We start from the raw sequence: 26,130 nt of genomic DNA on the forward strand, positions 1-26,130 counted from the left end.
ATGGCTGTCTCGAGATTTCGCGAAAAGTTGGCCGCGGCAGGCTGCGCGCTGAGTCTGGCCTCGACTGCGGTGGCCGCGCCTGAGGATCTGACCGAACTCAGCCTGGCCGCCCTGATGAACATCGAGGTCACCTCGGTTTCCAAGCGGGTCGAGCCGCTGTCCGACGCCGCCGCCGCGATCTATGTACTGACCAGCGAGCAGTTGTCCCAGAGTGGCGCCCGCAACATCGCGGAGGCCCTGCGTCAGGTGCCCGGCGTGCAGGTGGCACGCAGCGACGGCCGTGGCTATGCCGTGAGTGTGCGCGGCTTCAACAGCACCTCGTCCGACAAGCTGGAAGTCCTGCTCGACGGCCGCAGCGTCTACACCCCCCTGTTTTCCGGCGTGTTCTGGGATGTGCTGGAAACCGATCTGGCCGATGTCGAGCGGATCGAAGTGATCCGCGGCCCCGGCGCCACGCTCTGGGGCGCCAACGCGGTGAACGGCGTCATCAACATCACCACCAAGTCGGCACTCGCTACTCCCGGCGGACGCGTGCAGCTTTCGGCCGGCAACGAAGAGACCGCCGCCCTCGCCCTGCGCCAGACCTTCCGGGTCGCCGACGGCGCGGTGCGCCTGAGCGCCCTCAATCGCTGGCGCGACGATGCCGCCCTGGCCGACGGCGGCGACGCCCAGGACGGCTCGCGCTTCAGCCAGGCCACCGCGCGCGGCGACTGGGAGAAGTTCCTGGGCGGCAGGCTCAGCGCCGGCGCCAATATCTACGACGCCCGCTTCCAGGCGCTGGCCGGCGACACCACGGCGCGCGGCGAGTCGGCGCAGGCGCGCTGGGCGCGACCGACCCAGGCCGGTGAGCACAGTCTGTCGATCTGGTACGAGCACTACGACCGCTTCATTCCCGGCACCTACCAGGAGTACCGCCACACCGCGTCCCTGGAATACGAGGTCCAGCACGCCCTCGGCGCCCGGCATGAACTGGGGTTCGGCGTCGGCTGGCGCTACACGCAGGACCACACTGGTGGCCCGCCGCTGGCGATCCTGTTTGATCCCGCCGACCGCACGCTCAACACCTATAGCGCCTTCCTGCAGGACCGCTGGTCTCTGAACCCGGCGCTGACCCTGACCCTGGGCAGCAAGTTCGAGCACAACGACCTGACCGGAATCGAAGTCCAGCCCTCGGCGCGGCTGGGCTGGCGTGCCCGGCCCGACGTCTTCGTCTGGGGCGCGATCTCGCGCGCGGTGCGCACCCCCAATCGGCTGGACCAGGACATCGCCATCTTCTGCCCGCCGCCGGCCGGCTATCCCGGAGTCTGCGGCCCGGGCACCTTCCGCGTCGGCAATCCCGAGCTGGATTCGGAAGTGGTACTGGCCTACGAGACCGGCCTGCGTCTGGCCCTGGCGCGCGGCCTGAGCGCCGATCTGGCCCTGTTCCACAACGACTACAGCCACCTGAAGAGCACCGAGCCGACCACGGTCGTGGGAGCCTTCGACAACAGCCTTCAAGGCGTGAGCGACGGTGCCGAACTGTCCCTGGACTGGCAGGCAAGGGAACAACTGAACTTCAGCGGCAGCTATTCGCTGCTCAGCCTGCGGACAGAACCCACCGCCGCCAGCGGCGACGTCAAGACCGCGCCGGCCATCAACGGCAGTTCGCCGCGGCATCAGTTGCGGCTGGGCAGCGACTACCGGTTTCTCGGCGACTGGGAATTCCACGGCGAGGCTCGCTACCTGACCCGACTGCCGGCGCAGAAAATCCCCGACCGCGCCGAACTCGGCCTGCGTCTGGCCTACACCCCGCGTCCGCATCTGAAGCTGTCGCTGAGCGCCGAGAACCTGCTGCACGACCAGGCTCCGGAGTTCGGCAACAAGCCGGCGACCCGCTCGGAACTGCAACGCAGCGCCTGGCTGAGCCTGAGCTGGACCTGGCCCTGATGCGCGCTCCCGGTCATTGCGGCGCTCGTCTCCTGCTTGCCGCGCTGGTACTGAGCCTGGCGCTGGCGCCGGGACCGGTGCGGGCCGAGGATCTGGAGGCCAAGCTGAAGTCGGCCTTCCTGCTCAACTTCGTCCGCTTCATCCGCTTCCCCGCCGAGCGTTACAGCAGCCCCGACGCTCCGGTGGACATCTGCGTGCTCACCCCCGACCCGCTCGCCGAGGCGCTGGAACAGAGCCTGGCCGGCAAGGTGGTCGGCGGACATCCGGTGCGGCTGCGTCGAGGCGACCGGCCCGAGGCCCTGCGTGACTGCCATCTGGTCTTTGTCGGCAGCCGCAGTTCCGATCTGCTCGACAGCCAGTTGGCCCGGCTCGCGGGCTTTGGCGTGCTCAGCGTGCACGAGTCCGGCGCACCCAAGTCCACCGGCGTGATCCGCCTGTACAGCAGCGACAACTACCTGCGCTTCGAGATCAACCAGGCCGCCGCCGAGCGCGAGCGCCTGGAACCCTCGGCGGGCCTGCTGGAAATCGCCACCCGGATCCGCCTGTGACCGCCCGCCCGGGAGCCCTGCGCAGGAAACTGGCCCGCCTGATGGCGTTGGCCTCGGTGATCGCACTGCTGCTCTCGGCGTTGGCGCTGCTGTTGGTGGCCGGTTATCGCAGCCGCCAGCAGAGCGAGCACGATCTGCAAACCCTGGCCTCGGTGATCGCCGACAACAGCGCCGCGGCCCTCGGCTTTGGCGACGTGCATACCGCTAGGCGCATCCTCGCGGCGGTCCAGGCCAATGCCGACATCACCCTGGTCTGCCTGTTCTCGGCCGATACCGCTGGCAGACCCGGCCCGGTCTTCTCGGCCTGGCCCAGCAACCGTGCCGAGGATTGTCCGGATACGCTGCTCCCCGACCGTGGCGGCATCGCCGCCGACCACATGCGCGTGCAAGAGTCGGTGACGGTGGATGGCGTGCCTCTGGGAAGCCTGACCATGACCATGGATCTGCGCTCGCAGCGCTGGGCGCTGCTCCAGCAGGCGGGACTAACCTCGGCCGTAGTCGGCCTGGCGCTGCTGCTGACCTTCTCGTTCGCGCTTCGCTCGCAGACCGCGATGGTGGCACCGATCATGGCGCTGGCGGCGCTGGCACGCCGGGTCAGCCTGACCGCCGACTACAGCCTGCGCACCGAGATCAAGGTCGACGACGAAACCGGGCAACTGGCGGAGGACTTCAACCATATGCTGGCCAAGATCGAGGCCAGCGACCAGGAAGCGCGCGCGGCGCGTGACGCGCTCGGCGCCGAAGTGCTGCAGAAGAGCGCGGCCAATCGCGAACTGCAGCTGACGCTGGAACGTCTGACCGCGGCCCAGGAGCAACTGGTACAGGCGGAAAAGCTGGCCTCGCTGGGCGCCCTGGTCGCCGGCGTGGCGCACGAGATCAATACTCCGGTAGGCGTCGCGGTGACCGCGGCTTCCACCTTGCGCGCGCGGGCGACGACGCTGCGCGGGCAGTACAGCGATGGCAGCATGCGTCGCTCCGATCTGGAGACCTTCATTGGCGTCGCCGAGGACAGCACCCGGATGCTGCTCAACAATCTTCAGCGGGCCGCCGACCTGATCCAGAGCTTCAAGCGCGTGGCGGTGGACCAGTCCAGCGACGAGCGCCGTCGCTTCCAGTTGTCGTCCTATATCCGCGAAGTCCTGCTGAGCCTGGGGCCCAAGCTGAAGAACATCGAAGTCGTGGTGGACTGTCCGGACGACATCTGGGTGGACAGCTTTCCCGGCGCCATCGCCCAGGTGCTCACCAACTTCGTCACCAACTCGGTGCTGCATGGCTTTGACGACGGCCGCAAGGGCCGTGTCCAGCTGCAGGCGACCTTGCTCGACGGGCAGGTGGAACTGCGCTACCAGGACAATGGCCGCGGCGTGAAGGCCGAACACCTGGGCCGCATCTTCGACCCCTTCTTCACCACCAAGCGCGGCGCCGGCGGCAGCGGCTTGGGGATGCACATTGTCTACAACCTGGTCACCCAGAGGCTGGGCGGACGCATCCGCGCCTTTTCGCCGGAAGGTCAGGGCCTGCTGCTGGTTCTGCATCTGCCGCTGACGGCGCCAGCCGTCGCGGGCGGCCGCCACCTGGACACAACAACATGAACGACGAACTGAGCTTTGCCGCCGAATCCACCGACCCCAGTCGCAGTCAGCGCACGCGCTGGAAGCTGCTGATCGTCGATGACGAGGTGGAGGTACACCAGGTCACCGAGCTGGCTCTCGCCGACTTCCGGTTCGCCGGCCGCGCCCTGCAATTCCTGCACGCCTATTCCGCCGACCAAGCCCGCGGAATCCTGGGGAGCACGCCGGACATCGCGGTGGTGCTGCTCGACGTGGTGATGGAGTCCGAGCACGCCGGCCTGGAGGTGGTCGAGTACATCCGCAACACCCTGGGCAATCGCTTTTTGCGCCTGGTGCTGCGCACCGGCCAGCCGGGCCAGGCGCCCGAGCTGGAGATGATCACCAACTACGACATCAACGACTACAAGTACAAGACCGAGCTCACCCGGGAACGGCTGTTCAGCACCGTCTATACCAGCCTTTCGGTCTACCGCGATCTGATGGCGCTCGAAGCCAGCCGCAAGGGTCTGGAGAAAGTCATCGAGGCCTCGGCCCACATCTTCGAGCTGCGTTCAGTGGAGGCTTTCACTCAAGGCGTGCTGGAGCAACTGACCGCCCTGCTGTTCCTGGACCGCGATGCGGTGATCGCGCACGCCGATGGCCTGGCCGCTGCCAGCGACCACGAGCGCTACACCATCGTCGCCGCCACTGGGAGCTTCTACGGCCTGGTCGGCGAGCGGGCGGCCATCAGCCTGCCCAGTCTGGTGGTGGAGCGCATCCGCGCGGCGCTGGAAAGCACCGAGGATCTGATCGGCGAGGACTACTACGTCGGCGTGCAGGCCTACCCGCAGCCGCTGGTGTTCTACGTGACCGCCGATGTGCCGATCTCGCTGACCGACCGCCGGGCGATTGCCCTGTTCCACCGGAATGTCTCACTGGCTCACCAGAATCTGAAGCTGATCGCCGCCGCCTCGCATGATTCGGATCCGCCATGAGCGAGCAGTTGCACTATGCGGAAGAGGCGCCGGCCGAAAGCGGGGGACCGCCGTGGCCGGTTCTGGTCGTCGATGACGACGCCGAAGTGGTGGCGGTCACCCGGCTGGCCCTGCGGGACTGCATCGTCGACGGTCGCCCCCTGGAGCTACTCGCAACCGAATCCGCCAGCGAAGCACGCCGCATACTCCAGACCCGACCCGACATCGGCCTGATCCTCCTCGACGTGGTGATGGAATCCGAGCACGCCGGTCTGGAACTGGTGCAGTACATCCGCGAGGAACTCGGGAACCGCCTGGTGCGCATTGTCCTGCGCACCGGTCAGCCGGGCGAGGCACCGGCGCGGGACCTGTTACGGCGCTATCAGATCGACGACTACCGCACCAAGACCGAGCTCAACTTCGAGCGCCTGCAGGTGCTGGTCACGGCGGCGCTACGTACCTACGGCGCCTTTACCGCGCTGGCGGCGCGGAATCTGGAACTGCAGCGTTCCAACCAGGAACTCGAGCGCTTCGCCTATGTCGCCTCCCACGATCTGCAAACGCCGCTGCGTGGCATCGTTTCGTTCACCGCCTTGCTGTCGCGCCGCTACCAGTCGCTATTCGACCAGGAAGGCAAGGAGTATCTGAATTTCATCGTCCGCGGCGGCCATGATCTGCAGCGATTGATTGACGATCTACTGGCATTTTCACGCCTGGGTCGCGACGGCAGCGAGCAGGCGCCGGTGGATCTCAACAGCGTTCTTGGCCATGCGATGGACACCCTGAGCACGGCCATCGCCGCGCGCGAGGCGCGGATCACGGCTTCCCACTTGCCAACCGTGCTGGGCAATGCCGGCCAACTGGAGCAGTTGTTCCGCAATCTGATCGACAACGGCCTGAAGTTCCAGCCGGGCGCCCATCCTTGGCTACGCATCGACAGCCGTTGCGACGATGGTCGCTGCGAGCTGTGGTTTGAAGACGGCGGCATCGGCATTGCGCCGGAGCATCAGGAGCAGATTTTTGAAGCCTTCACCCGCCTGCATACCCAGGACGCCTATCCGGGAACCGGGATCGGGCTGGCGATCTGTCGCAAGATCGCGCAACAGCACGGCGCCGAGCTGCGCGTGGAATCGGAGATCGGGCGCGGCACCCGCATGATCCTTCGCGGGCTGACGCTGGCGGCTGGGGGCCGGGGCACGGCGTGATGGCGTGATGGCCTGGCCTCATATAATCATCGGCCGCGCCAGGGCCGCGCGCTGATCGGACTGCGGCCTCGACGGCTTCACCCAAAGGCCGTGGCTGTCGAGTCACCCTCCGGAATAACACCCCCTGCATGAACCAAACCCCCGCCCATCTCGACCTGGTTCTGGAGCCCGACGAGGCCGGACGCATCGCCAGCCTCAACGGCCCTTTTGACGCCCACCTGCGGCAGATCGAACTGCGCCTGGGCATCGAGATTCGCAACCGCGGCAACTTCTACCGCCTGCTCGGCCCCGAGGACGAGATCGCGCGCGGCCAGACGCTGCTGGAGCACCTGTTCGCGCAGACCGAGACCAGCTCGCTGGCCGCCGAGCAGATTCATCTGGCGCTGCTGGAGCTGACCGGCCCACGTCCGGCCGCCGAGGAACTGGCGCCGGTCGAGGGCGACGAGGTGGTGGTGCGCACCAAGCGCGGCGTGGTGCGCGGCCGCACGCCGCTGCAGAAGGCCTATCTCAAGGCCATCGCCGCCCACGACGTGAGCTTCGGCGTGGGCCCGGCCGGCACCGGCAAGACCTATCTCGCGGTCGCCTCGGCGGTCGCCGCCCTGGAGAAGGACCGCGTGCGCCGCATCGTGCTGGTGCGGCCCGCCGTTGAAGCCGGCGAGAAGCTGGGCTTTCTGCCCGGCGACATGGCGCAGAAGGTCGACCCCTACCTGCGCCCGCTCTACGACGGCCTCTACGAGATGCTCGGCTTCGAGCGGGTGGCGAAGCTGATCGAGAAGAACGTGATCGAGGTGGCGCCGCTCGCCTACATGCGCGGCCGCACGCTCAACGAGAGCTTCATCATCCTCGACGAGGCGCAGAACACCACCACCGAGCAGATGAAGATGTTCCTCACCCGCATCGGCTTCGGCAGTTGCGCGGTGATCACCGGTGACCTCACCCAGACCGACCTGCCCAACAAGGAGCGCTCGGGCCTGAAGCACGCGATCGCCGTACTCGACGGGGTCGCCGGCATCAGCTTCACCTACTTCCGCAAGCAGGACGTGGTGCGGCATCCGCTGGTGCAGGCGATTGTCGGCGCCTACGAGCGCCACGAAGCGGAGCAGGCATGAGCGAAATCCACGTCCAGCGCGCCGTGCCTGCCGCCGGCATCCCCACCGCCGTCAGTCTGCGCGGCTGGGCCGAGGCGGCGCGCGGCAGGAAGAAGGGCGAGATCACCCTGCGCATCGTCGATGCCGCCGAAAGCCAGGCGCTCAACCGCGACTTCCGCGGCAAGGACAAGCCCACCAATGTGCTGTCCTTCCCGATGGGCGAGCCCGACTACCTGGGCGACATCGTGATCTGCGCGCCGGTGGTGGCGGCCGAGGCGGTCGAGCAGGGCAAGACCGCCCGCGCGCACTGGGCGCACATGGTGGTGCATGGCGTGCTGCACCTCCTGGGCCACGACCATATCGAGAAAGACGAGGCCGAAAAGATGGAGGCCCTGGAGCGCAAGCTGTTGGCGCGGCTGGGTTTTCCCGACCCTTACTGAGCGCCGTTGGCGCCGCCCCGGGGCCTGAAAACGCCCCGTCATGGCCCAGCCTGTAAACTACCGGTCCAGCAAGAACTCCACACTGCCCGAAACCCGGCCCGCAAGGCCTGGCTTTTGCGAGTGTGCTGACACGATGAACGACGGCCCTAGTAGCAACCACGAAGATTCCCACGAAACGACGCCCAGCAATTGGTGGAAGCGTCTGACCCTCCGCCTGGCGGGCGGCCCACGCACGCAGGAAGACCTCAAGGACCTGCTCGAGGGCGCGCGCGAAGACGGCCTGATGGACGCCGATGCCGCCGACATGATTGACGGCGTGCTGGAAACCCGGGAGCTGCAGGCGCGCGACATCATGGTGCCGCGCGCGCAGATGGTGTGCATCGAGTCCGACTGGGGGCCGGAGCAGGTGCTCGCCGCCGTGGTCGAGTCCGGCCACTCCCGCTACCCGGTGATCGGCGACAACAAGGACGAGGTGGTCGGCGTGCTGCTGGCCAAGGATCTGCTCAAGTTCACCACCGCGACCGCCACCTTCGATCTGGCGCAGGTGATGCGGCCAACCAGCTTCGTGCCCGAGTCCAAGCGGGTCAACGTGCTGCTCAAGGACTTCAAGCGCAAGCACCAGCACATGGCCATCGTGGTCGACGAGTACGGCGGTGTCGCCGGCCTGGTGACCATCGAGGACATCCTGGAAACCATCGTCGGCGAGATCGACGACGAGCACGACGAGGCCGAGGGCGCCTGGATCATCAAGCAGGACGAGCGCCGCTACATGGTCAACGCGCTGACGCCCATCGAGGAGTTCAACGAACACTTCAACGCCGAATTCAGCGACGAGGAATTCGACACCGTCGGCGGCCTGGTGGTGCACCACTTCGGTCATCTGCCGCGCCGCGGCGAGAGCGTGAAGGTCGGCAGCTTCCAGTTCAGCGTGCAGCGTGCCGACTCGCGGCGCGTGCAGCAGTTGCAAGTGCTGCTCTCCCAGGACTGATGTCCGCCCTGCGCCACTGGCTGGCCGCGAGCCTGCTGGCCCTGCTCGCCTGGCTGCCCGCCGCGCAGGCCGAGCCTCTCCCAGCTCCGGCACCGCGCATCAGCTTGCTCAGCTTCGCGCCTGGGCCGGTGTACTGGCAGCGCTTCGGCCACAACGCGCTGATGGTCGAGCCCGGCGACGGTGGTGCGACCGCCGTCTACAACTACGGCATCTTCGACTTCTTCCAGAAGAACTTCTTCCTCAACTTCGCGCGCGGCCACATGCTTTACCGGCTGGCGGCGATCCCGGTGCCGAACACCCTCGCCGAATACGCCGCCGAGGGCCGCTGGGTGTATGTGCAGGAGCTGGCCCTGAGCGAGGCGCAGGCGCGCGCCCTGGCCGCCTTCCTGGCCGACAACGCCCTGCCGCAAAACGCCGAGTACCGCTACGACTACTTCCGCGCCAACTGCTCTACGCGGGTGCGCGATGCGCTCGACCAGACTGTCGGCGGCGCCCTCAAGCAGGCCTGGAGCCAGCGGCCCAGCGGCACCAGTTTCCGCAGCGAGGCCACCCGCCTGATGTCGCCGGTGCCGCCGCTGATGCTGGGCATGGACTACCTGCTCGGCCCCGCCGCCGACCGGCCGATCAGTCTCTGGGAGCAGGCCTTCGTGCCCGAGGTGCTGATGCGCGCGGTGCGCGAGGCGCGTGTCGATGGCCGGCCGTTGGTGGCGCGCGAGGGCTACTGGCTGCCGCCCGCCGGCGGCCCGGAGGCGCCGGAGCAGGCCTTCAACTTCACCCTGCCCGCCCTGCTCCTGGGCGCGCTGCTGGCAGCGGCGCTGTTGCTGCTGCACCGTCAGCGCCGGCATCCCGCCGCGCGCGGCGCCTATCTGGTGCTGGCTCTGCTGCCCAGCCTGCTCTCGGGCCTGGGCGGCGTGGTGCTGCTGGCCGCCTGGACGCTCAGCGACCACTGGGCGATGTGGGCCAACCGCAATCTGCTGCTATTCAGCCCGCTGAGCCTGCTGTTGCTGCCCAGCCTCGTCGCCAGCGCCCGCGCGCAATGGCGGCCGGGGCGGATACCGCGCCTGCTGGCGGCGCTGATCGTCTTCGGCGCCCTGCTGAGCCTGCCCCTGCAGCTGCTGCCCGGCGCCCAGCAGCAACTGCCCTGGATCGCCTTCTGGTTGCCGGTGCATGCGGTGCTGGCCTGGAACCTGCGCCTGAGCGGCCGGGCGCCGCCGACGGCTACGCGCTAGCACCGCACAATTCAGATGCGCCCCGAGATTCCCCCCCCCCTGCGTAGCGGGGGAGGGCTAGGGAGTGGGCGTTGGCTCCCTGCGAATCCCTCAACGCAAAGGCGCCCCCATCCCAGCCTTCCCCCGCTACGCAGGGGAAGGAGACCAGCGGCTCACACCCAGCCGCCGCAGCCCCTCAAACCTCCCAACCCGGATTCGCCCGCGCCAGCCGCCGCAGCAGGCCCGGCCAGACCAGCGCCCCACCCAGGCCCTTGGTGACCGCCGTCGCCTGCGCCTGGATGCCGGCGAGGATCGGCGCCGGAATCTGCAACAGCTCGCCGCCGCCCGACTGCGCCCGTACCTGGATCATGCAGGCCGCCTCGAACAGGTACATGGCAAGGAAGGCGTCCGCCACCGTCGGCGCCGCCGTCAGCAGGCCGTGGTTGCGCAGCATGAGAAAGGCCTTGTCGCCGAGATCGCGCACCAGCCGCGGCTTTTCCTCGGCATTGAGCGCCACGCCCTCGTAGTCGTGGTAACCCAGGCTGGCGAGCACGAACAGGCTCTGCTGACTGATCGGCAACAGCCCGCCCTTCTGCGCCGACACCGCGATGCCGTTGAGCGAGTGCACGTGCATTACGCAGTGCGCATCCTCGCGCGCCGCATGCACGGCGCTGTGGATGGTGAAGCCGGCCGGGTTGATGAAGTGCGGCGTCTTCATCACCGGCTTGCCGGCCAGGTCGATCTTCACCAGCGAGCTGGCAGTGATCTCCTCAAACAGAAAGCCGTAGGGGTTGATGAGGAAGTGATGCGGATCTTCGGCGCCCTTCGCCACCGGCACCCGCGCCGAGATATGGGTGAACACCAGATCGTCCCAGCCGAACAGTCGCACCAAGCGGTAGGCGGCGGCCAGATCACAGCGCAGTCGCCATTCCTCGGGGCTGACCTGATCCTTCACCGATGGGGTTTCAATGAGGTTCATCGCGCTCTCCTCGTGGCCTCGTTAGTCGTGCTGGCATTTTGCGCTAGATTGCCAAGGCCGCAGCGGAGAAATGAATGCCGACCACTAATGACGCCCACTTCAGCCCGGCCACCTTCAAGTTTCTGCGCCAGTTGGCGCGGAACAACAGCAAGGACTGGTTCGCTGCCCACAAGGCCGAGTACGAGGCGGCCGTAAAGGCCCCCTGCCTCGCCTTCATCGCCGATCTCGCCGCGCCCCTGGCCAAGATCAGCCCGCAGATGGTGGCCAGCCCCAAGCCTGTGGGCGGCTCGCTGTTCCGCATCTACCGCGACACCCGCTTCAGCAGCGACAAGACCCCGTACAAGACCCACGCCGGCATGAGCTTTTTCCACGCCGCCACCAAGCAGGTGGCGCGCGCCGCCGGCGCCAACGCGGTGATGGGCCGTCTCGACGCCCCGGTGTTTTATCTGCACCTGGAGCCCGGCGCGAGCTTTCTCGGCGGCGGCCTCTGGCACCCGCAGCCCGACACTTTGAAACGCATCCGCGCCAACATCGTCAGCAACCCCGCAAGCTGGAAGAAGGCCACACGCGATCCGAAGTTTTTGAAGCAATTCGCGCTGGGCGGCGACAGCCTGCAACACCCACCCGCCGGCTACCCAGCCGATCACGAGCTGATTGAGGACTTGAAGCGCAAGGATTTTGTGGCGAGCTGCACGCTCAGCGACGAGGAAGTCTGCGCGCCGGGTTTTCTGAAAGAAGCCGTGCGCCGCTATGCGCTGATGGCGCCGATGATCGACTGGCTGTGCACTTCGCTGGACCTGGAGTTCTAGCGCCGCCTTCTCAGAAGCGAGAGCGAGCCCTCCGAGACGAACCAACCCGACCGCTTTACGCATCGGTGCCGGCTGGCTAGTCTTGAATTTGGGAACAGATGGGAGGAGGTAGAGCCTTTCTCATCCGAAAAATATTAGTCGGCCTAACGGGGAGTGCCGATGCAAAAAACACAAGCAGGTCAAGTGGTTGAAACTTCCACTGGTCCGATTAGGCTGACTTTTGCGTCCGCCGCCCGGTCGGCCTAATTGGCGTTGGGGGTCTCCAGATGGAACGCAGGAAACCGGCGATATCCGAAACGGCACTCAAGAATGAAAATTCGCGCCTCAAGCATGTAGTGCGTGAGCAGAAGGCGGAGATGGCGAAGCTTCAGAAGAAGAACGCCAAACTTGAGGTCCAATATGACTCGGCGCGTCTCAGGATCAAGGCCCTTGAGAAGGAGAAAGGTCTCCCACAGGGAAAGCCTCTCTCTGACATCGAGATCGCTAGACGTATCGCCTTCCTCCTCAACAAGGGCGGCTTCGAGTTCGTCGACGGAAAGGCTGTCCAAGTTAGTCCGCCGCGAGGAACGGCGTAAACCCCGCGCTCTCTTCATGATCCAGCCCCCCAACCCTTCGTTGCAGGGGACCTCGCGCATAAAGCCGCGCGCGGCCCCTGAACTCAAACGTTGGGCGCCATGAGGGTCTTGGGCATATCCGGCAGCCTGCGCGCGGCCTCAATCAATTCAGCGCTCCTTCGCGCGGCGGCGCGGTTGGCGCCGCCCGAGGTCGCTCTAACAATCTTTCCGGGCGTGGGCGAGTTGCCCCTCTTCAATCCCGATCTTGAGGCGCGACTGCCCTCGCAGGTAGGCGCTCTGCGCGCCGCTGTCGCGGCATCGGACGCACTGTTGTTCGCAAGTCCCGAATACGCCCATGGTGTCACCGGCTCAATCAAGAACACTCTCGACTGGTTGGTGAGTTTCGAGCCATTTGTGCGCAAGCCCGTGGCAGTAATAAATGCATCCCCGCGAGCGCATCACGCGGACGTAGCTCTTCGAGAAACGCTCAAGACGATGTCCGCGATCATCGTCGAGCCCGCTTCTATCACCATTCCACTTCTCGGCGCCGGCCTCACCGAGGAAGCGATGGCTTACGATCCCCAAATATCCTTCGCGATCAGGAGTTCACTTTTCGCGCTGCATGACGCTGTGGTAAGTGGACAACTCGTCCAGGGGCCGACATCCCCCCTCGCATAGCGGGAGAATGATGCCGAACCGCTTCCATCAAGCAAGCGTAGGGTGGGCACCAAAAGTAGGCGCCTCTAGGCGAAGCGAAGGGTGCCCACGTAGACAGGCGAGCAAAAAAACACGTGGGCTGAAGCCCACCCTACGGCTCTGCGGTTCCGCGTTTGGCTTCAGGCCGAATCGCCGCGCAGCGCGGCGACGCGCTGTTGCAGTTCCGCCGCCTTGAGGGTTTCGCCGGCGATGGGCGCATCAGCGATCAGCTCGATCCTTGCCCGTAGGCGACGCGGCAGGCGCATGCGGCGCAGGCGGGAGTCGCGGCGGCTCCACATGCTTTCCCACAAACCGCGCAGGGCGAAGGGCACCACCGGCACCGGAGTGCGGGCGAGGATGCGCTCGATGCCGGCCTTGAACTCCTGGATGCTGCCGTCCGGTGTCAGCCCACCCTCGGGGAAGATGCCCACCACTTCACCGTTCTTCAGCGCGGCGTCGATGTCCTCGTAGGCCTTTTTGAGCAAAGCCTCGTCTTCCTTGGCCGGTGCGATGGGGATGGCGCGGGCGGTGCGGAAAATGAAGTTGAGCACCGGGATCTTGAAGATCTTGTGGTACATCACGAAGCGCACCGGCCGGCGGATGCTGCCGCCGACGATCAGCGCATCGACGAAGCTGACGTGGTTGCCGGCGACGATCACCGCGCCCTCTTCGGGGATGTGCTGCAAGCCGCGCGCGCGGATGCGATACAGCGTGTTGATGAGCATCCACACCAGGAAGCGCATCAAAAATTCCGGTACCAGGCGGTAGATGAACAGCGCCACCGCCGCGTTCATCAGCGCCGTCACTAGAAGCAGTTGCGGGATGCTCAGGCCGGCCTTGAGAAAGACGATGGCGAGCGCCGCTGCCGCCACCATGAAGGCGGCGTTGAGGATGTTGTTGCCGGCGATGATCCGCGAGCGGTGGCTGGCCTCGCTGCGGGTCTGGATCAGGGCGTAGAGCGGCACGATGTAGAAGCCGCCGAACAGGCCGATCAGCAGCAGATCCCAGAGCACGCGGTGGTTGCCGGCCTCGGCCAGAAACTGTCCGGCGCTCAGCGCACTGGCTGCGGCCACGCCGGGGGCGGCGAAGTAGAGATCAACCCCGAACCAGGTGAGGCCGATGGAGCCCAGCGGTACCAGGCCGATCTCCACCTTGTGGCCGGACAGCCGCTCGCAGAGCAGCGAGCCCAGGCCAATGCCCAGCGAGAACACGGTGAGCAGCAGGGTGACCACCTGCTCGCCGCCGCCCAGCGTGGTCTTGGTGTAGGCCGGCAGTTGCGAGAGGAACATCGCGCCGTAGAACCAGAACCAGGAGATGCCCAGCACCGACAGGAACACGGTCTGGTTGCCGCGCATGAAGCGGATGTTGCGGATGGTTTCGGTGATCGGGTTCCACTGGATCTGCAACTGCGGCGCGGCGGCCGGCGCCAGTGGCACCGCGCGGCTGCTGAAGTAGCCCAGCAACGCCACCGCGATCACCACGCCGCCCACCCAATGCGCGCCACCGGGCTGCGCCACCAGCCAGCCACCGAGCATAGTGCCGAGCAGGATGGCGAGAAAGGTCGCCGCCTCCACCAGCGCGTTGCCGCCCACCAGTTCTTCCTCGCGCAGATGCTGCGGCAGGATCGCGTACTTCACCGGCCCGAACAGCGTGGCCTGCAAGCCGAGCAGGAACAGCACGCCGAGCAGAAAGCCCACGCTCTGCATGGCGAGACCGGCGGCGGCGAGCAGGGCGATGCCCAGCTCCAGCAATTTGATGCCGCGGATCAGCCGCGACTTCTCGTACTTCTCGGCGAGCTGGCCGGCAAAGGCCGAGAACAGGAAGAACGGCAGGATGAACAGGCCGGCGGCGAGGTTGACGTAGAGCGCGCGTTGGCCCTCGCTCAGGCCGGCGATGCCGAAGGTCACCAGGATGATCAGCGCGTTCTTGAACACATTGTCGTTGAACGCGCCCAGCGCCTGGGTGATGAAGAAAGGCGCGAAGCGGCGGGCCTTCAACAGGCCAAACTGGCTGTGCTCGGTACTGGCGGTTTCGCTCATGAGACTCGCTGGCTGTCGTGGAATTGCAGGAAGGCGTCGAGCACCGCCTGCGGCGCCTCGACCTGGGGATAGTGGCCGATGCCGGGCAGGCTCACCACGTCGGGATCGGCGATCAGCTCGCGGTAGCGCGCCACCATGTGCGCGCCGGAAACCGGATCGACCGGGCCGTTGACGAGGCGCATCGGCACCGCGGTCCGCTGCATCGCCGACAGCCAGCGCTCGCGGTGCTGGCGACGGTCGAGGATGTAGCGGATCAGCTCGTGCATGATGCGGCCGCCGTCGTTGTAGGCGACCAGTTGCCAGAAGGCGGCCAGCTCGGCCTCGCTGGGCTTGGTATCGGGGCCGAACACGGCAGAAAAACTCTTGCGGAAGCCGCGCTCGTTGAACAGGCGGCTGACCAGCGGCCCCAGTGGCGACAACAGCAGCTTCTGGATGGGCCGGGGGCGATGGGTTTCCGGGAACAGGCCGCCGTTGAGGAAGACGATGGAGCGCAACTTCAGTACGCCTCCCCCTGCTTGCGGGGGAGGGAGCAAAGCGGCTTCGTGCCGAGCCAGCAGCTCCTGCGCCACCGAAACTCCGTAGTCGTGCGCCAGCACATGCACTTCGCTCACGCCCAGCCGCGCGCACAGCGCTACGTGCAGGTCGGCCTGGTCGTGGATGGAATAGCCCCAGCCGCGTGGCTTGGCGGAAAAACCGAAGCCGATCATGTCCGGCGCGATCAGGCGGAAGCGCTCGGCGAGCGGTGCCCAGAGGTCGTGCCAATCCCAGGAGGCGCTGGGAAAGCCGTGGATCAGCAGCAGCGCCGGCTTCGCCGACTCACCACTGTCGCGGTAGTAGATGCGCTGGCCGCGGTAGTCGAAGTCAGCGCCGGCGGCGCGCCAGGCCTCAGGCGACGGCGGCGGGAGTTTCGGGTTTGCGCTCATTGCCCAGCTCCAGCAGGTTGACCGCGAACAGTTTGCCGGAACGCGCCCAGACGCCGGCGACGATGGACAAGGTCATGCCGGCGCCGAACACCACGCTCGGCACCGCGCCCATCAGCCGCGCCGCCAGGCCGCTCTCGAAGGCGCCGATCTCGTTGGAGCAGGACAGGAACACGCTGTTGACCGACTGCACCCGGCCGCGCAGATGGTCGGGCGGCATCACCTGCAGGATGGTGGAGCGGATCACCACGCTCACCGAGTCGAAGGCGCCGGTGAGGAACAGCGCGAACATCGACAGCCAGAAGCTCTTCGACAGCGCGAACACCAGGGTCGCCAGGCCGAAGCCAGCGATCACCCACAGGAGGTTGCGCCAGGCGCGACGGGTGGGCGGGAACCAGGCGCAGAGCAGCAGGGTGAGCACCGCGCCGACGCTGGAAGCGGCGCGCATCAGGCCGACCTCGGTGGCGCCGACGTGCAGCACGTCCTCGGCGAACACCGGCAGGATCGCCACCACGCCGCCGAACAGCACGCTGAACAGGTCGAGAGTGATGGCGTAGAGGATGATCGGCGTGTTGCGGACGAAAGCCAGGCCTTCCTTCAGCGAAGCCCAGAGGTCGTCGCCGCCCTCGCTCGCTGCCGGCACGCCACGCTTGCGGATGCCGGCGACCAGAGCGGCGGACGCCGCCAGCAGGGCCATCACCACCAGCAGCGTGCCTTCCAGACCAAAGGCGGCGTAGAGCAGGCCGCCGCTGACCGGGCCGAGGATGGCGCCCACCTGCCAGCCGGCCGAGGACCAGGTGGCGCCGTTGCCGTAGATCTCGCGCGGCACCAGAAAGGCCTTCAACGAGCTGGCCGAGGGCGAGAAGATGCCGCGTGCGAAGCCGATGAGCACGATGGCGCCGTAGATCGCCAACAGCCAGGGCGTCTGCGCCAGCGCGGCGCGGCTGGCATCCAGCGAGAGCGCCAGCAGCCAGGCCGAGGCGACAAAGATCGCCAGCAGCGCGCCGAGGATCAGATTGCGCTTCTCGCGGCGGTCGGCGAGATGGCCGCCGACCAGGGCCAGGGCGATGAAGGGAACGGCCTCGGCGAGCCCTAAAAAGCCCAGCGTCAGCGGATCGCGGGTGAGCACGTACAGCTCGTAGCCCAAGGCCACTTCCTGCGCCAGCAGCGCCAGCGTCAGCAGAAAGCTGCCGGCGACCAGGCGGCGGAACTCGGGGTAGCGCAGGGCGGCGTAGGGATCGTGCGAACTTGCGGCGGCGGGCGCGGCCATGGCGGCGGAGACGGAGATGGATGCGGGTGGCGGCGCAAATGGGGCCGAGCGCAAGCACCTTGCCGCAGCCGGTCGGCGCGGGCAAGCCGCCCACCGCGCTGGCGGCGACGGCGCACATGCAGTCAAATCGCCGACAGACAGACCAGATACTCACGGCCCAAGCAAATGACCACAACCGAAGTCCCGGCGCCGTCCAAGCTGCTGCTGGTCGCCACCCAGCACTGGCCGTTCTCAGCCCGGCTGGCGAACGCCTTCGCCGCCGCCGGCTGGCAGGTGGAGGCGGTCGCTCCGCGCGGCCATGTGCTGGGCGCCAGTGCGGCCGTGCGACGCCTGCACCCCTACAGCCTGCTCAATCCACTGGCGGCGCTGATTGCCGCCATCGAGCAGGGCGCGCCGGACTACATCATCCCCTGCGATGACAGCGCGGTGGTGCGCCTGCACCGGGTGACGCAGCAGCGGCCGGCGCTAGGCACGCTGATCGCGCACTCGCTGGGCAATCCGGACGCCTGCCTGCAGGCCACCCGCCGCGAGGCGCTGATGGAGGCGGCGCGGGCCGAGCAGGTGCGTATTCCGGAGACCGCGGAAATCCGCAGCCTGGCCGACCTTCAGGCCTGGCAGCGGCGGCAGCCGGGCTGGCCGCTGGTGCTCAAGGCCGACGGCACCTTCGGCGGCACCGGCGTCGCGATCATCCGCAATGCGCAAGAGCTGGAGCCGGCCTACCGCGCGGTATCGGCCAGGCCCAGCGCGCTGCGCATCCTCAAGCGCCTGCTGGTGAATCACGATCACTTCCTGCTCGACCAGCTGCGCGACCGTCAGAGCCAGGGCCTGATCGCCCAGCAGTACATCGCCGGCCGCCCGGCCAACCGCGCGGTCGCCTGCTGGCGGGGCGAGGTGCTGGCCGGCGGCAGCGTCGAGGCGCTGGCGACACTCAATGCCACCGGCGCGGCGACGCTGATCCAGCCGGTCGAGCATGCGGAGATGGAGCAGGCGGCAAGCCGCCTGGTGCGGCGCCTGGGCCTCTCTGGCTTCTGCGGCTTCGACTTCATGCTGGAGGCCGGCAGCGGCCGGGCCTATCTGATCGAGGTGAATCCGCGTGCGACGCCGGTGAGCGCGCTGGCGCTGGGGCCGGGCTGCGATCTGGTGGCGGCGCTCAGCCGCCAGCTGCTGGGACGAGCCATTGCCGACCGGCCCGCGCTCACCAGCCGCGGCCAGATAGCGATGTTCCCCGGCACCTGGCTGAAGAATCCCGACGATCCGGCGCTGGCGAGCGCGCACCACGACGTGCCCTGGGAGCAGCCGGCGCTGGTGCAGGCCTGCATCGACTTCGACTACGCCGGCACGCCGTTCTGGCAGCGCTGGGCGCAGCGGCGGAGTCGGGGCGATACCGTGCCAGAACTGCGGGCGCCGGACGGGCGCGTGTACCGCCGCTCGCGCTGAGCGCGGGCCTGGCTACCAGCGCACCGTCGAATAGGTGCTGGCGTTGTTGGCGGCGCGGCGGTCGCGCGGGTTGTGCCAGGGGATGAAGCGCTCCTGGGCGCGCTGCTGGTGCACGAACTGGTCGAGCACGTAGATGCCCTGCTCGGTGGCACGCAGGAAGATCGCCGCGTGCTTGTTGCCGCGCCGGCGGGTCTGCGGATAGCGGCCATTGACGAAGGTGGCGATGGCGGTGCCGGGCTGGATGTCCTTGGCGTGCGGCTTGAGCTTGCGGCCTTCCTGCCACTGGCGGGTGCTGGGGGCGTCGAGCAGACCCTTGATCAGCTCCACGCACTCGGTGCGGCCGGCGCTGTTGGCGAAGCTGGGGTAGGCCACCTCCACACCCTCGGTAGGCAACAGTCCCTCGTAGACCCGCTCCGGCGAGAGGCCGGAATGGCCGTCGAGGCTGCGGTCGGCGAGTTCGGTGGCGACCACCGGCGCGCTGGCGGCGGCCGCCGGCAGCGCCTTGTGGGCGAGCGCCTGACGGGCCTTGGCCGGCCGCTGCGCGCGCGACTTGGTTTTGCTTTTTGCGGGCTTGGACGAAACTTTCTTTACCGACACCTGGGCCGAGCTGGCGTGCGCGCCTGCGGCACCGGTGGCTGCTGGGGCAGCCAGTGCAAAGCTGGTCAAACTAAGGCCGAGAAAGAGGCTCCCGACCAGGGAGAAAACTCGCATCTTTGATCTCCAAAGCCGCGCTGAGGTCAGACACCGGCTCGATTTCGCAAGAATGGTGCCGGACCTTAATGGCTACACGGATTCCGGGTCAAGGATTTATCAGGAATAAGCTGATTTTATGAGCTAGTAGAAACTGCCATCCACAGACCGCATCCGCCCAGAGCTGCGACCCTCAGTCGGCCGCTTCCGGCGCCTCGCCGCCCAGCTGCAAAGCCAATTCATACAAGGCCTTGCGCTTGGCACCGGTGAGTTCGGCGGCGAGCCGCGCGGCGCGCGAGGGCGGCAGTTCCTTGAGCAGCAGCCGCAGCGTCTGCTCGGCGGAAACCGCGCTCGCCGCCTCGCCCGCCGGCGCACCCGCCACCACCAGCACGAATTCGCCGCGCTGGTGGTTGTCGTCGGCCTTGAGCCAGGCCGCCAGCTCGCCGGCCGGCATCCGCACGCTCTGCTCGAAGCGCTTGGTCAGCTCGCGCGCCAGGCAGACCAGCCGCCCGGCGCCCAGCTCGCTGGCCAGGTCCTCGGCGCATTCGACGATGCGGTGCGGCGCCTCGTAGAACACCAGGGTGGCGGTCTCGGCCGCCAGCGAGCGCAGGCGCTCGCGGCGGGCGGCGGGCTTGGCCGGCAGAAAGCCGGCGAAGCGGAATTCGTCGGTGGGCAGACCGGCCACCGACAGCGCCGCGATCAAGGCGCTGGGGCCGGGGATGGCGCGCAGCTCGCCGCCGGCCTCGCGCACCGCTTTCACCAGCGCATAGCCGGGGTCGGAAACCAGCGGCGTGCCGGCATCACTGACCAGGGCCAGGGTCTTGCCGGCGGCGAGGTCGGCGACCACCCGGGCGGCGATGCGGTCCTCGTTGTGCTCGTGCAAGGCCAGCAGCGACTGGTGGATGCCGAACTGCGCCAGCAACTGGCCGCTGGTGCGAGTGTCTTCGGCGCAGATGCCATCGACCCGCGCCAGCACCGAACGCGCCCTGGGCGAGAGATCGCCGAGGTTGCCGATCGGCGTCGCCACCACGTACAGGCAGCCGGGCAGCAGCGGTTCTTCGACGGTGGTCACGGGCGGGGAGGTCTTAAGGGGCGTGCGATACTTTAGCGATGAACACCGCGTTCCACCGCGCCGCTCTGCTGGCCCTGCTCCTGCACGCCTCCCTGCCCGCCCTGGCCGAGAGCCCGGCCGCCGCCGCCCAGGCCGCGGCGGCGCGCGGCGAGTACCGCGAGGCCAGCCGGCTCTACCAGGATGCCGCCCGCCAGGCCCAGGGCGGCCTGGGCGTGGACTACAGCCTCGCCGCCGCCGAAGCCCTGATGGCGGCCGGCGAACCGGCCGGCGTCGATCCCCTGCTGCAGAAGCTGCCGCCGGCCTCGCTGGACAACCGCCAGTTCCAGCGCGCCGGTCTGCTGCGCGCCCGCGCCCGGCTGCTGCTCGGCGACGCCAACGGCGCCCTGCAGGCGCTGCCGGCCAGCTTCGATACACCGCTCGCGGCCGAGGGCCTGGCGCTGCGTGCGCAGGCGCAGTTCGCGCTCGGCGACGCGGTTGGCGGCACCGCCAGCCGGGTCGCCCGCGAGCCGCTGCTGAACCCCGAGGCGCGCGAGGCCAATCAGCAGGCGCTGTGGGCCGAGCTCAGCCGCGCGACGCTGCCGGAAGGCGAGGTCGCCAGTGGCAATCCCCTGGTCAGCGGCTGGATCGAGCTGGCCCAGCTGGCCCGCGGCGGCGCGCCCCTGCTGGCGCTGGAAGCCTGGCAGGCCAGCCACCCCGGCCATCCCGGCCAGAACCAGCTGCCGGCGCTGTTTCTGCCCGACACGCCTGCCACCGCGCCTGCGGCTGGCGGCGCTCGCCACTACGCGCTGCTGCTGCCGCTCAGCGGCCCTCTGGCCGGCGCCGCACAGACGCTGCGCGCCGGTGCCGAGGCGGCGCGCCAGCAGGCCGGGCCTGACGCGCCGGCGCTGAGCGTGCACGACGTGGTGCCGGGGCTGGAAGTCGCGCAGCAAGCGGCCATCGCCGCCGGCGCCGGCCTCCTGATCGGCCCGCTGCGCAAGGAAGACGTCGCCGCCCTCGCTGGTTCGCCGCTGCGGCTGCCGACGCTGGCGCTCAACTACCTGGACGCCGGCCGCAGCCCGCCGGCCGGCCTCACCCCCTTCGGCCTGGCGCCGGAGGACGAGGCGCGCGCCGCCGCCGAGGACGCCGCCGGTGCCGGGCAATTGCGTGCCCTGATCCTGAGTCAGCAGGGCGACTGGGGCGAGCGCGTGGCCCAGGCCTTTCGCAGCCAGCTGGAGGCACGCGGTGGCCGGGTGCTGGCGGAAGCGCGCTTCGCGCCCTCGACGGTGGACTTCTCCGCCAGCCTCAAGCAGCTGCTGGCGCTGGATGCCTCCGAGCAGCGCGCCAAGCAGCTCGCCAACATCGGCATCCGCGCCGAGTCGGCGGCGCGGCCGCGCGGCGATGTCGACGTGATCTTCATCGGCGCCCGCGCCGCGCAGGCCAAGCTGATCTGGCCGCAGCTGCGTTACTTCCGCGCCGGCCGCATCGCCACCTACGCCCCGGCGGCGGCGGCCGACGCCGGCCCGGCCGATCTCGGCGGCCTGCGCGTCTGCGACGCGCCCTGGCGGCTGGAGACCAGCGGCCCGCTCGCCGATCTGCGCGGCACGCTGGCGACGGTCAACCCGCGCAGCGCCGACGCCCAGCGGCTGTTCGCCCTCGGCTACGACGCCTACAACCTCGCCCGGCGGATGCAGAGCGAGGGCCTGGCGCCGGGCAGCGCCATCCCCGGCCTCACCGGCGAGTTGGTGATCGAGGCCGACGCCGCCCTGCACCGGCGGCTGAGCTGCACCACGCTGGTGGCGCCGAATCCGGTCAGCGACGAGGGCGGCGAGTGATCGCCGCGCTCAAGGCCAGACTGGCGGCGGCGCGCGGCCAGGATGCCGAGCGCGAAGCCGAGCGCTATCTGCTGAGTCGTGGCCTGCGCACGCTGGAACGCAACTGGCGCTGCCCGCGAGGCGAGCTGGACCTCCTGATGCAGGACGGCGACACCCTGGTGGTGGTCGAGGTGCGCCAGCGCGGCCATGCCGGCTACGGCGGCGCCGCCGGCTCGGTGGACCGCCGCAAGCAGCGGCGCATCGCCGCCGCCACCCTGGCCTGGCTGCAACAGCATCCGCGCCAGGCCGAGGCGCCGCTGCGCTTCGACGTGCTGGCCTACGAGGCCGACGGCCACCGCGAGTGGCTGCAAGCCGCCTTTTCCATGGACGATCTCGCATGAGCTCCCTAGAGGACCGCCTGCGCGGTCATTTCGAAGCCAGCCTCGCCGCCAAGCGCGCGACCCTGGATACCGCCCTGCCCGCCATCGCCCGCGCCGCGCGCCTGCTGGCGGCACGCATCGACGCTGGCCACAAGGTGCTGGCCTGCGGCAACGGCGGCAGCGCCGCCGATGCCCAGCACTTCGCCGCCGAGCTGGTCGGCCGCTACGAGCGCGAGCGGCCGGAGCTCGCCGCCATCGCCATCACCACCGACAGCTCGCAGCTCACCGCCATCGCCAACGACTACGGCTACGAGCAGGTATTCGCCAAGGCGGTGCGCGGCTTAGGCCGGCCCGGCGATCTGTTGCTCGCGATCTCCACCTCCGGCAACTCGCCCAGCGTGGTCAAGGCCATCGAGGCGGCACAGACCAAGGGCCTGAGCGTGATCGCGCTGACCGGCAAGGACGGCGGCGCGATGGCGCGGATGCTCAAGGGCGAGGACGTCGAGCTGCGCGCCGCCAGCGCCGTCACCGCCCGCGTGCAGGAAGTGCATCTGCTGTTCCTGCACTGCCTTTGCGACGCCCTGGATGAGCTCCTCTACCCCAGGCCCTGAGCCGCTGCCGGCGGCCTTCGTCGCGGCGCTGCGCGGCTTGCTGGGCGAGCCGGCGCTACTGACCGATCCCGCCGACTGCCTGAGCTATGGCTACGACAACTCGCGGCGGCTGAGGCTGCCGCAGGCGGTGGCCTTTGCCGACAGTCACGAGCAGGTATCCGCGGTGGTGCAGCTCTGCCGCCAATACCGCATCCCGCTGACCGCGCGCGGACGCGGCACCAACACCACTGGCGCCAGCGTGCCGCTGGCCGGCGGTCTGGTGCTGTCGCTGGAACGCATGGACCGCATCCTGGAAGTCTCGCCCGGCGACCGCCTGCTGCGCTGCCAGGCCGGCGCGCTCAATGGCGCGGTGCAGGCCGCGGCCGGCCAGCACGGCCTGTTCTGGGCGCCGGACCCGACCAGCGCCGCCTTCAGCACTGTCGGCGGCAACCTCGCCTGCGGCGCCGGCGGGCCACGCGCGGTGAAGTACGGCACCGCCCGCGACGCGGTGCTCGGCCTCAAGGCGGTCACCGGCGAGGGCCGCACGCTCATCACCGGCGCCTACACCAGCAAGAGCGTGGTCGGCTACGACCTGAGCCGTCTGCTGATCGGCAGCGAGGGCACCCTGGCGATCATCACCGAGGCCACGCTCAAGCTGCTGCCCAAGCCCAGTCAGACCCGTCTGCTGCGCGCGGCCTATATCGATGTCGCCGCCGCCGCCGAGGCGGTGGCGCGGATCATGGGCCAACCGGCGATCCCTTCCGCGCTGGAGTTTCTCGACGGCGAGGCGGTGCGGCTGGCCGAGGACTACCGGCCCACCGGCATCCCCGCCGGCACCGGTGCGCTGCTGTTGATCGAGGCCGATGGCGAAGCCGAGACGCTGCCGGCAACGGTGCGGGCCATCGAGGCGGCGGCGAGCGGCACCGGGCTGGTCGAGCTGCGCAGCGCCGGCAGCGCCGAAGAGGCAGAGACGCTCTGGGCCTGCCGCAAGGCGCTGTCGCCCAGCCTGCGCAAGCTGGCACCGAAGAAGGTCAACGAGGACGTGGCGGTGCCGGTCACCCAGTTGCCGGCACTGATCGCGGGTGTGCAGGCGCTGTCCCGCGAATACGGCCTGCCCATCGTCTGCTTCGGCCACGCCGGCAACGGCAACATCCACGTCAACCTGCTCGCCAACCCGGACGACCCGGCGCAGATGGCGCGCATCGAGGCTTGCCTCGCGGCGCTGTTCCGGCTGGTGCTGTCGCTGCGCGGCACGCTCAGCGGCGAGCACGGCGTCGGCATCGACAAGCGCGACTACGTCGGCTGGGAGGTGGATGCCGACAGCCTCGAACAGATGCGCGCGGTGAAGCGGCTGTTCGACCCGCTGGGCATCCTCAATCCCGGCAAGGCGCTGCCGGCGACGCTCGCGTAGCGCTAGTTGCGGTAGGCGCCGAAGTAATCCCAGAACGCCTCGGTGGCGGAGTAGTCCTGCGCGGTCAGGCCGATGCTGCTGGACAGACCCTGGAAGGTGCCGCCCGGCCAGGCGTGGCCGCCGCCGTTGATCTTGTAGAAGCGCAGCTCATTGCCTTGAGCGCAGCCGGTGTAGTGGGTGAGATCGGTGGTGGTGCCGTCGAGCGCGGCATTCGGCAGCGCTTCGCTGCTCTCGCCGGTGCAGCCCTGGGCATCGACCCAGTGCGCTACCGAGGTGGCCGCCGAGGAGAAGCCGCTGATGCCGTCGAAAGCCACCACCGGGTCCAGGGTGCCGAGCATGTAGGCAATCGGCCGCGCCGGGCTGCTGGCGCAAGCGGCGGCGATGCCCGGGCGCAGCACCGCTGCGACCACACCAAAGGCGGCAAAGCTGGCTGGGCTGGCGCAGGCATAGCGTTGGACCATGGCGCCGCCATTGGAAAAGCCGGCGAGATAGAGCTTCTGGCCGTTGACGTTGGGTGTAGCCCGCAGGCGCTGCACCAGTGCGCTGATGAAGCCGACGTCGTCGATGCCGCGACTGTCGGCGGGGTCTTCCGACCAGCGGGCGTCCACCGCCTCCGGCAGCACGACCACCGCCTGCCGAGCCGCCACCAGCTCGCTGATCCGGGCGATGTTGGCCATGCCCTGCGGCGTCCCGGAGTTGCCGTGCAGCAGCACCATCACCGGCTGCGCGCTGCTCAGCGACTGCGGCCGGATCACCACATAGGAGCGGGTCAGCCCGCCGTGGCTGAGGTACTCGAGGCCGGCCTCGGTGCCGCGCGCCAGGGTCAGGTTTCGCCCTTGCAGGCTGACCGTAGCGCTATCGGCGTCGGTAGGGCCGCTCACATAGGTGTTGCCGCCGCCACCGTCGGAGCCCGAGCCGCTGCCACCGCCGCAGGCGCTCAGTGCCAGCGCCGCGCCGAGTAGGAAGAGCGACCGAAACTGCTGAATACCGTGTTGGCGCATGACAGTCCTCACAGAAGGCGGGCGGTGACCACTACCCTAGCCCATAAGGTATCCGCGCTGCCGATGGCTGGCTGCTGAACGGCTCCGCCGCCCGGTGACGCCGTTACTTGACCACTCGCAGATGACCGCGGCCCTTGGGCTTGGGCGGCTCCGGCGGTTCGTCCTGGGAAACCACGGTATCGGCACCCGGCTCGGCCGCAGTTTCCCCCTCCGGCGGCTCCACCTCGCCAAACACCAGGCCCTCGCCGTTTTCGCGGGCGAAGATCGCCAGCACCGCGCCGGACGGGACCACCACTTCAAAGGGCCGGCCGGAGAAGCGCGCGGAAAACCACAGCGGATCTTCGTCGAGATGCATGGACTGCACCGCCATCGGCGAAAGGTTGAGCGTGATGCGCCCTTCCTGCACGTACTGGCGCGGCACTGCCACGCCCGGATAGTCGGCGGCCACCAGTACATGCGGCGTATAGCCATTGTCCACGGCCCAGTCGTAGATGGCCTGGATCAGATAGGGGCGACGGGAGCGATGGGTTTTCGACACGAGGGCAGTTCAGCAACCAGTAGGTGC

Annotated in this window: 25 protein-coding genes; 17 read left to right on the forward strand and 8 right to left on the reverse strand. The window is 68.5% G+C overall.

Annotation, left to right across the window (positions count from 1 at the left end; genetic code table 11):
- Positions 1–27: 27 nt before the first annotated feature.
- The 9 genes from AC3WT6_RS16355 to AC3WT6_RS16395 all read left to right on the forward strand — a co-directional run bounded on the left by AC3WT6_RS16355 (position 28) and on the right by AC3WT6_RS16395 (position 9,948).
- Positions 28–1,926, forward strand: coding sequence for a TonB-dependent receptor plug domain-containing protein (locus tag AC3WT6_RS16355; protein WP_492654672.1), 1,899 nt, complete (start codon positions 28–30; stop codon positions 1,924–1,926).
- Positions 1,926–2,474: a YfiR family protein gene (locus AC3WT6_RS16360; protein ID WP_492654673.1), complete on the forward strand. Its 549-nt coding sequence runs from the start codon at positions 1,926–1,928 to the stop codon at positions 2,472–2,474. The genes AC3WT6_RS16355 and AC3WT6_RS16360 overlap by 1 nt, the downstream gene beginning before the upstream one ends.
- Complete coding sequence (locus tag AC3WT6_RS16365) at positions 2,471–4,066, forward strand: ATP-binding protein (protein ID WP_492654674.1); 1,596 nt, start codon at positions 2,471–2,473, stop codon at positions 4,064–4,066. The genes AC3WT6_RS16360 and AC3WT6_RS16365 overlap by 4 nt, the downstream gene beginning before the upstream one ends.
- Positions 4,063–5,019 (forward strand): DUF3369 domain-containing protein, encoded by a 957-nt coding sequence (locus AC3WT6_RS16370; RefSeq protein WP_492654675.1) that lies wholly within the window; start codon positions 4,063–4,065, stop codon positions 5,017–5,019. Before AC3WT6_RS16365 ends, AC3WT6_RS16370 begins: the two co-directional genes overlap by 4 nt.
- Positions 5,016–6,203, forward strand: coding sequence for a sensor histidine kinase (locus AC3WT6_RS16375; RefSeq protein WP_492654676.1), 1,188 nt, complete (start codon positions 5,016–5,018; stop codon positions 6,201–6,203). The genes AC3WT6_RS16370 and AC3WT6_RS16375 overlap by 4 nt, the downstream gene beginning before the upstream one ends.
- Before the next feature lie 128 nt (positions 6,204–6,331).
- A complete protein-coding gene (locus tag AC3WT6_RS16380; RefSeq protein WP_492654677.1) occupies positions 6,332–7,312 on the forward strand; it encodes a PhoH family protein in 981 nt (326 codons plus the stop codon).
- A complete protein-coding gene (gene ybeY, locus AC3WT6_RS16385) occupies positions 7,309–7,731 on the forward strand; it encodes an rRNA maturation RNase YbeY (RefSeq protein ID WP_492654678.1) in 423 nt (140 codons plus the stop codon). The genes AC3WT6_RS16380 and ybeY overlap by 4 nt, the downstream gene beginning before the upstream one ends.
- A 133-nt stretch (positions 7,732–7,864) precedes the next feature.
- Positions 7,865–8,719 carry a CorC family transporter gene (locus AC3WT6_RS16390; protein ID WP_492654679.1) on the forward strand — a complete coding sequence of 285 codons (855 nt, stop codon included), beginning with the start codon at positions 7,865–7,867 and terminating at the stop codon, positions 8,717–8,719.
- A complete protein-coding gene (locus AC3WT6_RS16395; RefSeq protein ID WP_492654680.1) occupies positions 8,719–9,948 on the forward strand; it encodes an Lnb N-terminal periplasmic domain-containing protein in 1,230 nt (409 codons plus the stop codon). Before AC3WT6_RS16390 ends, AC3WT6_RS16395 begins: the two co-directional genes overlap by 1 nt.
- 175 nt (positions 9,949–10,123) lie before the next feature.
- On the opposite strand, the gene AC3WT6_RS16400 is transcribed toward AC3WT6_RS16395, so the two are convergent.
- The gene (locus AC3WT6_RS16400) at positions 10,124–10,906 is read right to left on the reverse strand and encodes a class II aldolase/adducin family protein (RefSeq protein ID WP_492654681.1); all 783 of its coding nucleotides are present in this window, start codon (positions 10,904–10,906) and stop codon (positions 10,124–10,126) included.
- A gap of 74 nt (positions 10,907–10,980) precedes the next feature.
- On the opposite strand from AC3WT6_RS16400, the gene AC3WT6_RS16405 reads away from it, so the two are divergent.
- The 3 genes from AC3WT6_RS16405 (at position 10,981) to AC3WT6_RS16415 (ending at position 12,947) form a co-directional block, all read left to right on the forward strand.
- Entirely contained in the window at positions 10,981–11,715 is a 735-nt protein-coding gene (locus AC3WT6_RS16405; RefSeq protein WP_492654682.1) for a DUF2461 domain-containing protein, read from the forward strand.
- Between the two features lie 266 nt (positions 11,716–11,981).
- Entirely contained in the window at positions 11,982–12,290 is a 309-nt protein-coding gene (locus AC3WT6_RS16410; protein ID WP_492654683.1) for a hypothetical protein, read from the forward strand.
- A 99-nt stretch (positions 12,291–12,389) separates the two neighbouring features.
- Positions 12,390–12,947 carry an NADPH-dependent FMN reductase gene (locus AC3WT6_RS16415; protein WP_492654684.1) on the forward strand — a complete coding sequence of 186 codons (558 nt, stop codon included), beginning with the start codon at positions 12,390–12,392 and terminating at the stop codon, positions 12,945–12,947.
- Positions 12,948–13,105: 158 nt separating this feature from the next.
- Here the strand turns inward: AC3WT6_RS16415 and AC3WT6_RS16420 are convergent, their stop codons facing one another.
- From AC3WT6_RS16420 to AC3WT6_RS16430, 3 genes are read right to left on the reverse strand one after another with little or no spacing between them, the layout of a single operon-like run.
- Positions 13,106–15,004 carry an MFS transporter gene (locus AC3WT6_RS16420; RefSeq protein ID WP_492654685.1) on the reverse strand — a complete coding sequence of 633 codons (1,899 nt, stop codon included), beginning with the start codon at positions 15,002–15,004 and terminating at the stop codon, positions 13,106–13,108.
- Positions 15,001–15,927 carry an alpha/beta fold hydrolase gene (locus AC3WT6_RS16425; protein ID WP_492654686.1) on the reverse strand — a complete coding sequence of 309 codons (927 nt, stop codon included), beginning with the start codon at positions 15,925–15,927 and terminating at the stop codon, positions 15,001–15,003. The genes AC3WT6_RS16420 and AC3WT6_RS16425 overlap by 4 nt, the downstream gene beginning before the upstream one ends.
- Complete coding sequence (locus AC3WT6_RS16430) at positions 15,890–17,194, reverse strand: MFS transporter (protein ID WP_492654687.1); 1,305 nt, start codon at positions 17,192–17,194, stop codon at positions 15,890–15,892. The genes AC3WT6_RS16425 and AC3WT6_RS16430 overlap by 38 nt, the downstream gene beginning before the upstream one ends.
- Before the next feature lie 165 nt (positions 17,195–17,359).
- On the opposite strand from AC3WT6_RS16430, the gene AC3WT6_RS16435 reads away from it, so the two are divergent.
- Entirely contained in the window at positions 17,360–18,631 is a 1,272-nt protein-coding gene (locus AC3WT6_RS16435) for an ATP-binding protein (protein WP_492654688.1), read from the forward strand.
- Positions 18,632–18,643: 12 nt separating this feature from the next.
- On the opposite strand, the gene AC3WT6_RS16440 is transcribed toward AC3WT6_RS16435, so the two are convergent.
- Positions 18,644–19,342, reverse strand: a complete 699-nt coding sequence (locus tag AC3WT6_RS16440; RefSeq protein WP_492654689.1) for a BPSL0067 family protein — start codon at positions 19,340–19,342, stop codon at positions 18,644–18,646.
- 172 nt (positions 19,343–19,514) lie between these two features.
- The gene (gene rsmI / locus AC3WT6_RS16445) at positions 19,515–20,393 is read right to left on the reverse strand and encodes a 16S rRNA (cytidine(1402)-2'-O)-methyltransferase (RefSeq protein WP_492654690.1); all 879 of its coding nucleotides are present in this window, start codon (positions 20,391–20,393) and stop codon (positions 19,515–19,517) included.
- Between the two features lie 38 nt (positions 20,394–20,431).
- Here rsmI and AC3WT6_RS16450 point away from each other — a divergent pair, with 38 nt between their 5' ends.
- Genes AC3WT6_RS16450 through AC3WT6_RS16465 form a run of 4 tightly spaced genes read left to right on the forward strand, consistent with a single transcriptional unit; the run spans position 20,432 to position 24,564 of the window.
- Positions 20,432–22,204 (forward strand): penicillin-binding protein activator, encoded by a 1,773-nt coding sequence (locus AC3WT6_RS16450; protein ID WP_492654691.1) that lies wholly within the window; start codon positions 20,432–20,434, stop codon positions 22,202–22,204.
- Positions 22,201–22,584 (forward strand): YraN family protein, encoded by a 384-nt coding sequence (locus tag AC3WT6_RS16455; RefSeq protein ID WP_492654692.1) that lies wholly within the window; start codon positions 22,201–22,203, stop codon positions 22,582–22,584. Before AC3WT6_RS16450 ends, AC3WT6_RS16455 begins: the two co-directional genes overlap by 4 nt.
- Positions 22,581–23,174: a phosphoheptose isomerase gene (locus AC3WT6_RS16460; RefSeq protein WP_492654693.1), complete on the forward strand. Its 594-nt coding sequence runs from the start codon at positions 22,581–22,583 to the stop codon at positions 23,172–23,174. The genes AC3WT6_RS16455 and AC3WT6_RS16460 overlap by 4 nt, the downstream gene beginning before the upstream one ends.
- The gene (locus AC3WT6_RS16465; protein WP_492654694.1) at positions 23,149–24,564 is read left to right on the forward strand and encodes an FAD-binding oxidoreductase; all 1,416 of its coding nucleotides are present in this window, start codon (positions 23,149–23,151) and stop codon (positions 24,562–24,564) included. The genes AC3WT6_RS16460 and AC3WT6_RS16465 overlap by 26 nt, the downstream gene beginning before the upstream one ends.
- A 2-nt stretch (positions 24,565–24,566) precedes the next feature.
- Here the strand turns inward: AC3WT6_RS16465 and AC3WT6_RS16470 are convergent, their stop codons facing one another.
- Positions 24,567–25,565 (reverse strand): CE1 family esterase, encoded by a 999-nt coding sequence (locus AC3WT6_RS16470; protein ID WP_492654695.1) that lies wholly within the window; start codon positions 25,563–25,565, stop codon positions 24,567–24,569.
- Positions 25,566–25,668: 103 nt separating this feature from the next.
- Entirely contained in the window at positions 25,669–26,103 is a 435-nt protein-coding gene (locus AC3WT6_RS16475; protein ID WP_492654696.1) for a ClpXP protease specificity-enhancing factor, read from the reverse strand.
- Between the last annotated feature and the right edge of the window lie 27 nt (positions 26,104–26,130).

The organism is Stagnimonas sp. FW305-C-60 (assembly GCF_058782965.1).

What these genes read in the sequence shown, in the direction of transcription:
- AC3WT6_RS16360 (WP_492654673.1), top strand. Translation starts at nt 1,926, where the DNA reads ATGCGCGCTCCCGGTCATTGCGGCGCTCGTCTCCTGCTTGCCGCGCTG.
- AC3WT6_RS16370 (WP_492654675.1), top strand. Translation starts at nt 4,063, where the DNA reads ATGAACGACGAACTGAGCTTTGCCGCCGAATCCACCGACCCCAGTCGC.
- AC3WT6_RS16375 (WP_492654676.1), top strand. Translation starts at nt 5,016, where the DNA reads ATGAGCGAGCAGTTGCACTATGCGGAAGAGGCGCCGGCCGAAAGCGGG.
- AC3WT6_RS16380 (WP_492654677.1), top strand. Translation starts at nt 6,332, where the DNA reads ATGAACCAAACCCCCGCCCATCTCGACCTGGTTCTGGAGCCCGACGAG.
- ybeY (WP_492654678.1), top strand. Translation starts at nt 7,309, where the DNA reads ATGAGCGAAATCCACGTCCAGCGCGCCGTGCCTGCCGCCGGCATCCCC.
- AC3WT6_RS16390 (WP_492654679.1), top strand. Translation starts at nt 7,865, where the DNA reads ATGAACGACGGCCCTAGTAGCAACCACGAAGATTCCCACGAAACGACG.
- AC3WT6_RS16395 (WP_492654680.1), top strand. Translation starts at nt 8,719, where the DNA reads ATGTCCGCCCTGCGCCACTGGCTGGCCGCGAGCCTGCTGGCCCTGCTC.
- AC3WT6_RS16400 (WP_492654681.1), bottom strand. Translation starts at nt 10,906, where the DNA reads ATGAACCTCATTGAAACCCCATCGGTGAAGGATCAGGTCAGCCCCGAG.
- AC3WT6_RS16405 (WP_492654682.1), top strand. Translation starts at nt 10,981, where the DNA reads ATGCCGACCACTAATGACGCCCACTTCAGCCCGGCCACCTTCAAGTTT.
- AC3WT6_RS16410 (WP_492654683.1), top strand. Translation starts at nt 11,982, where the DNA reads ATGGAACGCAGGAAACCGGCGATATCCGAAACGGCACTCAAGAATGAA.
- AC3WT6_RS16415 (WP_492654684.1), top strand. Translation starts at nt 12,390, where the DNA reads ATGAGGGTCTTGGGCATATCCGGCAGCCTGCGCGCGGCCTCAATCAAT.
- AC3WT6_RS16420 (WP_492654685.1), bottom strand. Translation starts at nt 15,004, where the DNA reads ATGAGCGAAACCGCCAGTACCGAGCACAGCCAGTTTGGCCTGTTGAAG.
- AC3WT6_RS16425 (WP_492654686.1), bottom strand. Translation starts at nt 15,927, where the DNA reads ATGAGCGCAAACCCGAAACTCCCGCCGCCGTCGCCTGAGGCCTGGCGC.
- AC3WT6_RS16430 (WP_492654687.1), bottom strand. Translation starts at nt 17,194, where the DNA reads ATGGCCGCGCCCGCCGCCGCAAGTTCGCACGATCCCTACGCCGCCCTG.
- AC3WT6_RS16435 (WP_492654688.1), top strand. Translation starts at nt 17,360, where the DNA reads ATGACCACAACCGAAGTCCCGGCGCCGTCCAAGCTGCTGCTGGTCGCC.
- AC3WT6_RS16440 (WP_492654689.1), bottom strand. Translation starts at nt 19,342, where the DNA reads ATGCGAGTTTTCTCCCTGGTCGGGAGCCTCTTTCTCGGCCTTAGTTTG.
- AC3WT6_RS16450 (WP_492654691.1), top strand. Translation starts at nt 20,432, where the DNA reads ATGAACACCGCGTTCCACCGCGCCGCTCTGCTGGCCCTGCTCCTGCAC.
- AC3WT6_RS16460 (WP_492654693.1), top strand. Translation starts at nt 22,581, where the DNA reads ATGAGCTCCCTAGAGGACCGCCTGCGCGGTCATTTCGAAGCCAGCCTC.
- AC3WT6_RS16465 (WP_492654694.1), top strand. Translation starts at nt 23,149, where the DNA reads ATGAGCTCCTCTACCCCAGGCCCTGAGCCGCTGCCGGCGGCCTTCGTC.
- AC3WT6_RS16470 (WP_492654695.1), bottom strand. Translation starts at nt 25,565, where the DNA reads ATGCGCCAACACGGTATTCAGCAGTTTCGGTCGCTCTTCCTACTCGGC.